The organism is Euzebya sp. (assembly GCF_964222135.1).
Classification (GTDB): Bacteria; Actinomycetota; Nitriliruptoria; order Euzebyales; family Euzebyaceae; genus Euzebya.
In genome coordinates, this window is the sequence record NZ_CAXQBR010000072.1 from 1 (window position 1) to 8,124 (window position 8,124).

Sequence of the window (8,124 nt, forward strand, 5' to 3'; positions counted from 1 at the left end):
CATCGAGCGCATGGGCGACAAGCTGTCCGCCCGCGCGGTGGCCGCGGCGGCGGACGTGCCCGTCGTGCCGGGGACGACCGAGCCGACCGACGACCCCGCCGAGGCGGTGCGCTTCGGCGAGGCGCACGGGTACCCGATCGCGGTCACGGCGGCGTTCGGCGGCGGGGGCCGCGGCATGAAGGTCGTCCGCTCGCCGGCGCAGGTCCGTGACGCCCTCGCCGGCGCGCGCCGCGAGGCCGAGGCCTCGTTCGGCCGCGGCGAGTGCTACCTGGAGCGCTACCTGGAGCGGCCCCGCCACGTCGAGGTGCAGGTGCTGGCCGACGTCGACGGGACCACCATCCACCTGGGCGACCGCGACTGCTCGCTGCAGCGCCGCCACCAGAAGCTCGTGGAGGAGGCCCCCGCACCCCGCATCGACGACGGGACCCGCAAGGCGATCCGCGAGGCCGCGATCAGGGTGGCCCAGGAGATGGGCTACGTGAGCGCCGGCACGTGCGAGTTCCTCCTCGAGGACCGCGACGACGGCGAGCAGGCCTTCTACTTCCTCGAGATGAACACACGGCTGCAGGTGGAGCACCCCGTCACGGAGCTGGTCACCGGCGTCGACCTCGTCGCCGAGCAGCTGCGCATCGCCGCGGGCGAGGGGATGGGCGTCAGCCAGGACGAGGTGGCCCTCGCCGGCCACGCCATCGAGGTGCGGGTCAACGCCGAGGACCCGGCGGTCGGCTTCGTCCCCTCCCCCGGCCTGGTCACCGAGCTGGCGGTGCCCCAGGGGCCGTGGGTGCGCTTCGACGGCGGCGTCGAGGCGGGCGACGAGATCCCCCGCACCTACGACTCGATGATCGGCAAGCTGATCGTGTGGGGCGCCGACCGGGACGCCGCCCGGCGCCGGATGGCCCGCGCGCTCGACGAGATGGCCGTCGGCGGGGTCCCGACCACCCTCGGCTTCCACCGCCTGGCGATGGCCGACGAGCAGTTCGCCGCCGCCACCCACTCGACGGTGTCGGTGGAGACCGAGTGGGACCTATCCTCCCTGGTGGCGTTCGACGCCGACGGCGCGGCACCGGAGGCGGCCCCGGTCGTCGTCGCGCTGCCGGGGCGGACGACCACCGCCCGAGAGGTGGCGCTCACCGTGTCCGGCCGGTCGCTTCACGTCACCGTGCACGGGGTCGGGACCGCGACGGACGGGGTGCAGACCCGGGCCCGTCGCCGACGCGACGGCGACCGGGCGGGCGGTGGCGCGGCGACCGTGGACGGCCCAGAGCTGCGGGCGCCGATGCAGGGCGTCGTCGTCGCGGTCTCCGCGGCGGAGGGTGACGTGCTCGCTCCCGGTGACCTGGTCGTGGTGATCGAGGCCATGAAGATGGAGAACCACGTCGTGGCCCACCGGGGGGGCGTGATGGGTCCGATCGCGTTGGAGGTCGGCGACGTCGTGGAGCACGGCGCGGTCCTGACGACGATCACGGACGGCTGATGGTCGGCCGGCTCGCGGACGAGGTCGCCGTCGTCACCGGCGCCGGGTCGGGGATCGGGCGGCGGGCCGCCGAGCGCTTCGCTGCGGAGGGTGCCCTCGTCGTCTGCGCGGACCTCCGCGGGGCGGACGAGGTCGCCGGGGCGATCAACGCCGATGGTGGTCGCGCCGTCGCCGTTGCGACCGACGTCACCTCCATCGCCGCGACCGAGGGCATGGCGGCTGCGGCCCTGGACGCGTTCGGCCGCATCGACGTGCTGTTCGCCAACGCCGGCATCCCGGGCATCGGGTCGACGGCCGGCACCGACCCCGCCGACTGGGACCGGGTCATCTCGGTGAACCTCACCGGCGTGTGGCTGTCCATGCGCGCCGTGATCCCGACCATGGTCGCCCAGGGCTCGGGCTCTATCGTGGCGACCGCCAGCACCGCGGCCATCAAGGGCATCCGCGGGATCGCGCCGTACGCGGCGTCGAAGGCGGGCGTGATCGGCCTGTGCCGCGCCACCGCGGTGGAGGTCGGCCCGTCCGGGGTGCGCGTCAACGCGATCGCACCGGGCACGACGCCCACCCCACTGGTCACCGAGACGTTCGCCAGCATGGTGGGCGGCGGTGGCCGGGCCGACGACGAGCGGACCGCCCGCGCCCTGGAGCGGGAGCAGCAGCGCTACCCGATGCGCCGCTTCGGCTCCCTCGACGAGGTCGTCGCCGTCGCGCTGTTCCTCGCGAGCGACGAGAGCAGCTGGGTGACCGGGGCGACCTACACCGTCGACGGCGGGCTCGGCGCCGCATGATCGGCGACACGACCGCCGCCACGAGGAGGACGGAGCGGACATGAGCGCACGCACCGCACTGGTCATCGGGGGCACCGGCCCGACGGGCCCGCCCCTCGTGGAGGGCCTGCTCGAGCGCGGCCTCGACACCACGATCTTCCACACCGGCCGCCACGAGGTGCCCGACGGCCCGGACGTCCCCCACCTGCACGGGGATCCCTACGACGCCGACGGCATCGCCGACGCGCTGGGCGACGGCCGATGGGACGTCGTCATCGCCACGTACGGCCGCGTCCGCCTCCTCGCCCAGCACGTGGCCGGCCGCTGCGAGCACTTCCTCGCCGTGGGCGGGACCCCGGTCTACGACGGCTACATCGACCCCCACCGGCGGGTGCCGACGGGCATGGACATGCCGGTCCACGAGGACCACCCCCTCGTCCCGGTCGAGGACCGCGAGCCGGTGACCTACCGCACCGGTGCCATCCGGCGCACCGAGGACACCGTCTTCGAGCTCGGCCGGCGCGGGGCGTTCGGGGCGACCTACCTGCGCTACCCGACGGTCTACGGGCCGCGGAACCCCCACGCGTGGGAGTGGACGGTCGTCCGCCGCGTCCTCGACGGCCGGCCGTGGATGATCCTGTCCGACGACGGGCGCGGCATCCACTCCCGCGCGGGCGCGGCCAACGCCGCGCACGCGATCCTGTGCGCGGTCGACCACCCCGAGGCGGCCGCGCAGCAGGCCTACAACGTCGCCGACGACGAACTCGTCAGCATCCGGCAGTGGGCCGAGCTGACGGCCCTCGCCGCCGGCGGGGATCTGCCGATCCGCTCGCTGCCCGGCGAGCTGCCGAGCCCCGGTTGGGGTGTGATCGCGTTCGGCTACCAGGCCACGCCGAGCTGCGTGCTCGACACGTCGAAGATCCGCGAGCAGCTGGGCTACGCCGACGTGATGAGCGTCCGCGACGGGCTCGCGGAGACCGTGGAGTGGATGCTCGCCCACCGCGAGGAGATGGACGCCAACCCCAACCTGGTCGACCCCTTCGACTACGCGGCCGAGGACCGGCTCGTCGCCGCCTACGACGCGGCGATGGCGTCGGTGGCCGAGGCCGCCGAGCCGTTCCGCGCGATCGTGGGCCGGATGACGGTGCCCCAGACCGCCAAGGGCGCGCGGGCGGGTGGGTCGTGATCGGCCTCGAGGAGCTCCGCGAGCGGGTCGTGGGCCGGGCGCTGCCCGGCGGCACGTACCGCGCGGAGGGCTACGAGGGGTGGCTCGGGGCCGACGCGATGCTGGCCCCGCCGACCGGTGACGAGCTCCACCCGATATTCATCTTCCACGCCGCCGTCCGGGGTGTCGGCTACTCCATCGGCGAGCTCTTCGAGCTGCTCGACTGCCCCATGGCGGACGGGCCGATGCTGGGCGAGATGGACATCATCCAGTCCCGAGCGCTCCGCGCCGGCGAGGCGTTCGAGGTCAGCCCGACGATCACCGCCGTCGAGCGCAAGCGAGGTCGCAGCGGCACGTTCGACCTGGTGACCGCGGAGGTCCGCATCGTCGACGCTGCGGGCGACGACGCGGCGACGCTGCGCAACACCTACGTGTGCCCACGGCGGGAGGGGCGATGAGGACCGTCCAGCCGGGCGATGCCATCCCGCCGTTCACCGTCGACGGGGTCGACGCCGAGCGCATGAAGACCATGGCGGTGCTGCTCCGCGACCCGAACCCGATCCACTTCGACGCCGACGTCGTCCGCGAGCTCGGCATGGGCGACCGGCCGGTCAACCAGGGCCCCACCAACGTCGGGTACGTCGTCAACGCGCTGCTCGCCTGGGCCGGCGGCCGGCCCGGCGCCCTCCGCCGGCTCCGGGTCCGGCTGACGGGCAACGTGTTCGCCGGCGACCGGCTGGTCGCGTCCGGCGAGGTGACCGCCGTCCAGACCGTCGACGAGGCGGTGGTCGCCTCCTGCGACGTCTGGCTCGATCGCGACGACGGCACGCGGCTCGTCACCGGCACCGCGGAGGTCGTCGTCGGCTGAGGTCCCTCAGACGGTGCGGTCGGCGTCGTCCCAGTGTGCGCGGCGCAGCTCTCGCTTGAGGATCTTGCCGGTCGGGGCCTTCGGCAGCTCGGCGACGAACTCGACGCTCTTGGGCTTCTGGTAGCTGGCCAGGTGCTGGCGGGCGGTGGCGATGATGTCGGCCTCCGTCGCGTCCTGCCCCGCCTTCAGGACGACGACGGCGTGGACGTTCTCGCCCCACTCGTCGTCCGGCACCCCGATCACCGCGCACTCGAGCACGGCGGGGTGGGCGTTGATCGCCTCCTCCACCTGCGCGGAGTAGATGTTCTCCCCGCCCGAGATGATCATGTCCTTCGCACGGTCGACGATGTAGACGAAGCGGTCGGGGTCCCAGGTGGCGAGGTCGCCGGTGTGCATCCAGCCGTCGCGGATCGTCTCGGCGGTCAGCTCGGGGCGACGCCAGTAGCCGAGCATGTTGGCCTCCGAGCGGACCACCACCTCCCCCGCGGTGGTCCCGTCCATCGGCACCGGCCGCCCGTCGAGGTCGACGACGCGGACCTGCGTGGCGAACGCCTCCCGGCCGCATGAGCGGAGGCGGTGCGGGTTGATGCCGCGGACGGCCTCCTCGTGGACCTCCTGGGGCAGGAAGGCCATCGTCGTCCCCTCGGTCTGCCCGTAGCCCTGGATGAGGGTGCAGGGGAACGCCTCGAGCGCGGCGCGGACGACGCTCGAGGGCATCGGCCCGCCGCCGTACTGGATGTTGCGGAGGCTCGACAGGTCGTAGCGGTCGAAGTCGTCGACGGCCATCATCCAGTTCAGCATCGTGGTGATGCCGAGCAGCGCGGACACGCGCTCGGCCTCGATGACCTCGAGCGCGAGCCGCGGCTCGAAGTTGATCAGGACCAGCGGGCACCCGTGCGCCATGTAGTTCATCGCCAGGACGATCGGGATGTGGAACATCTGGCCGGTCAGCAGGTACACGTCGGTCGGCACGACGCGCTCGGCGACGGTCTGGTTGAGCATCCCGGTCCAGGCGCTGCGGTGGGAGTGCAGCACTCCCTTCGACATGCCGGTGGTCCCGCCCGTGTAGAGGATGAAGAGGGGGTCGTCCCCGCCGACGGTCGCCGACGCGGCCGGCTCGGCATCTGAGGCGCGGGCGAGGAGGTCGGTCAGCGAGCCGCTGCCGTCCGGTGCGACGTCGAGCCGGTGGGGGACGTCGACGAGCCGCTGGAGCTCGACGGCGACGTCGGCGAACTCGTCCGCGACGACGATGGCGCGCGGCTCGGCGTCGGCGATGATCCGCGCCAGCTCAGCGGGTCCGAGGCGCCAGTTCAGCGGCTGGGTGATCAACCCGACCCGCCCGCTCGCGAAGTAGAGCGCCTGGTACTCGATGGAGTTGCGGGACAGGATCGCCACCCGGTCCCCGCGCGCCAGACCCAGCTCGTCGCAGAGCCCGTTGGCCAGGCGGCGGACCATCTCGTCGAGCGCGGCGTACGTGATCCGCCGGCCGCTCGGCACGTCGACGATCGCCTCGCGACCACCGTCGAGGTGCGCCCACTTCGCGGGGATCATGCCGATGTTCACGGTGCTGCTCGTCACAACCGCACGTTACCTACTGGTCGGTAAACGATCCAGTTGCCGTACGGTCCGCCACTGCCTAGCATGATTCAAACAATCGTTTGGTTTGGACTCCTCCGGAGGGCGCTGTGGACTACGACGTGATCGTGATCGGTGCGGGGGCGGCCGGCCTGTCGGCCGGCGCCCTGCTCGCGAAGGAGGGCCAGTCGGTCCTGGTGGTGGAGCGCAGCCCGTTCCTCGGCGGGCGGGGCATGGCCACCCCCGACGAGGGCTACGAGCTGAACCTCGGCGCCCACCTGATGGAGGACTCCGGGTCGGGGATGACGAAGATCTTCGAACACGTCGGCAAGCACCTGGGACACGGCCCGTCCAACACCGACATGCCGGTGTGGAACCACGAGACCGAGTCGTGGGGCTCGATCCGCGACCGGTACTCCGGGGACAAGGACGAGCTGAAGAAGGTCATCAAGGCGCTGGTCGACACGCCGTACGACGAGCTCGAGCGCTGGGACGACCGCCCGATGCGCGACTGGATCCGCCAGCACTCCGACCACCAGGGCGTCATCGACCTGTTCGAGTTCATCACCGTCATGGAGTGCATGACCGAGGACTGGTGGGACCACTCGGCGTCGGAGAACCTGTTCGTCCGCAAGATGCACTACGAGGAGAAGGGCACGGCGGCGTACAGCTACTGGCCCGAGGGCGGGTGGCAGAAGCTGTTCGCGGACCTGCGGGACGCGATCACCGAGCACGGCGGCGAGGTCCGTCTGGGCCAGCCGGTCAGCCGGGTGATCGTCGAGGACGGCGAGGTCCGCGGCGTGGCCCTGCCCCGCGCCGGCGCGGTGCTCCCCAACGAGGTCTTCCACGAGGACGAGGTCCGGGCACCCGTCGTGATCTCCACCCTCCCCGTCTGGAACGTCCTGCAGGTCGTCCCCGAGGACGTGCTCCCCGACTGGTACGCGAGCCAGATCAAGTACCTCGCGCAGGACCGCTGGCGGATCTCCTGGGCCGGGCTGTACATGGCGACCGAGGAGCCGGTGAGCGTCCTCGACCGCCAGGAGATCGCCACCTGGCTGCACACGCCGATCGCCCGCACGTCGGGCTTCATGTTCGAGATGTCCGCCCTGGACCCGTCGGTCGCGCCGGAGGGCAAGCACCTCTACGTCATGGGCGCGATGCTCCACGGGTTCGACCGGCCCGGCGACATGCGGTTCGTGAAGCAGAAGTTCGACGAGTTCGAGCAGGACGTGGAGATCATGTGGCCCGGCCTCGCCGACCACGTCTTCAAGCGCCGCCACCTGGTCTACGACCCCTCCTTCGGCGTCATCCAGAAGCCCGGTCTGGTCGGCACCTTCCGCCCCCACTGGAAGGCCCCCAACGTCCAGGGCCTCTACTTCGCCTCCGAGACCTTCAAGTCCCGCGGCATCGGCATCGACCGGGCCGCCCGTGCCGGGCTGACCTGCGTCGAGGACATCCTCGGCCGGCGGCTGTGGCCCCTCGAGGAGGGGTGGCGGTACTGAGCCGCCGGGCCGCACCCGCCGGTAGGCTCGCGCAGATGTCGAGCACCGAGCGGGCTGGTCGCGACGCGCCGCGGCGGCGGGACGAGGTCCTCGCCGCCGCCACGCGGGTCTTCCACGAGAAGGGCTACGCGTCCGCGTCGATCCAGGACGTCGCCGACGAGCTCGGGATCCTCAAGGGGAGCCTGTACTACTACATCGACTCGAAGGAGGACCTCCTCTTCAGCATCATCGACCGCGTGCACCGCGACACGATCGCGCGGCTCGAGGAGTGGCTGGCCGAGGAGGGGGACCCGCTGGTGCAGCTCCGCACCTACCTCGAGGAGCAGGTGCGGGTCTACTGCCGCGACGCGGAGGAGGTCGGCGTCTTCCTGAACGACTTCCGCCACCTCTCCCCCGATCGCCGCGCGACCATCCTGGCCGAGCGCGACCGCTTCGACTCGGCGATCCGCGACCTGCTGCGGCGGGGGGTCGCGGAGGGCGCCGTCGCGGCGGACGTCGACCCGAAGCTGACGGCGATGGCGATCTTCGGGATGATGAACTGGATCTCCACCTGGTGGCAGCCCGACGGGCCCAGCACCCCCGACGAGGTCGCCCAGCAGTTCGCCGACCTCGTCATGGGCGGGCTGGTCGGACCGGCGGAGGGAGCGCGGCGGGACCTGGGGCGGCGGGGCGGCTGAGGGGTCGCGCCGAGGTTTGGGCGAGGTTGGCGGTCGCGCCGAGGTCGCGCCGAGGTTGGGCGCGATCGGGGCCTACTTCGCCATGAGGCGAAGTAG

8 protein-coding genes are annotated in these 8,124 nt (G+C 72.3%); 7 read left to right on the forward strand and 1 reads right to left on the reverse strand.

Annotation, left to right across the window (positions count from 1 at the left end; all coding sequences use genetic code 11):
* The 5 genes from ACEQ2X_RS15725 to ACEQ2X_RS15745 form a co-directional block, all read left to right on the forward strand.
* Positions 1-1,474, forward strand: a 1,474-nt coding sequence (locus ACEQ2X_RS15725; protein WP_370326779.1) for a biotin/lipoyl-containing protein, incomplete at its 5' end; no start/stop codon positions are given.
* On the forward strand, positions 1,474-2,262 hold the full coding sequence (locus ACEQ2X_RS15730; RefSeq protein WP_370326780.1) for an SDR family NAD(P)-dependent oxidoreductase: 789 nt from the start codon (positions 1,474-1,476) through the stop codon (positions 2,260-2,262). The genes ACEQ2X_RS15725 and ACEQ2X_RS15730, both read left to right, overlap by 1 nt.
* Positions 2,263-2,302: 40 nt before the next feature.
* Entirely contained in the window at positions 2,303-3,427 is a 1,125-nt protein-coding gene (locus ACEQ2X_RS15735; protein WP_370326781.1) for an epimerase, read from the forward strand.
* Positions 3,424-3,864 carry a hypothetical protein gene (locus tag ACEQ2X_RS15740; protein WP_370326782.1) on the forward strand — a complete coding sequence of 147 codons (441 nt, stop codon included), beginning with the start codon at positions 3,424-3,426 and terminating at the stop codon, positions 3,862-3,864. The genes ACEQ2X_RS15735 and ACEQ2X_RS15740 overlap by 4 nt, the downstream gene beginning before the upstream one ends.
* On the forward strand, positions 3,861-4,274 hold the full coding sequence (locus tag ACEQ2X_RS15745; RefSeq protein WP_370326783.1) for a MaoC/PaaZ C-terminal domain-containing protein: 414 nt from the start codon (positions 3,861-3,863) through the stop codon (positions 4,272-4,274). The genes ACEQ2X_RS15740 and ACEQ2X_RS15745 overlap by 4 nt, the downstream gene beginning before the upstream one ends.
* A 6-nt stretch (positions 4,275-4,280) precedes the next feature.
* Here ACEQ2X_RS15745 and ACEQ2X_RS15750 read toward each other — a convergent pair whose 3' ends face one another.
* Entirely contained in the window at positions 4,281-5,825 is a 1,545-nt protein-coding gene (locus tag ACEQ2X_RS15750) for a class I adenylate-forming enzyme family protein (RefSeq protein ID WP_370326786.1), read from the reverse strand.
* A gap of 134 nt (positions 5,826-5,959) precedes the next feature.
* Between ACEQ2X_RS15750 and ACEQ2X_RS15755 the strand changes: the two genes are divergently transcribed.
* Both ACEQ2X_RS15755 and ACEQ2X_RS15760 read left to right on the forward strand, forming a co-directional pair.
* Positions 5,960-7,351 (forward strand): phytoene desaturase family protein, encoded by a 1,392-nt coding sequence (locus ACEQ2X_RS15755; RefSeq protein WP_370326784.1) that lies wholly within the window; start codon positions 5,960-5,962, stop codon positions 7,349-7,351.
* Between the two features lie 35 nt (positions 7,352-7,386).
* Positions 7,387-8,028, forward strand: a complete 642-nt coding sequence (locus tag ACEQ2X_RS15760) for a TetR/AcrR family transcriptional regulator (protein ID WP_370326785.1) — start codon at positions 7,387-7,389, stop codon at positions 8,026-8,028.
* Positions 8,029-8,124: the final 96 nt, after the last annotated feature.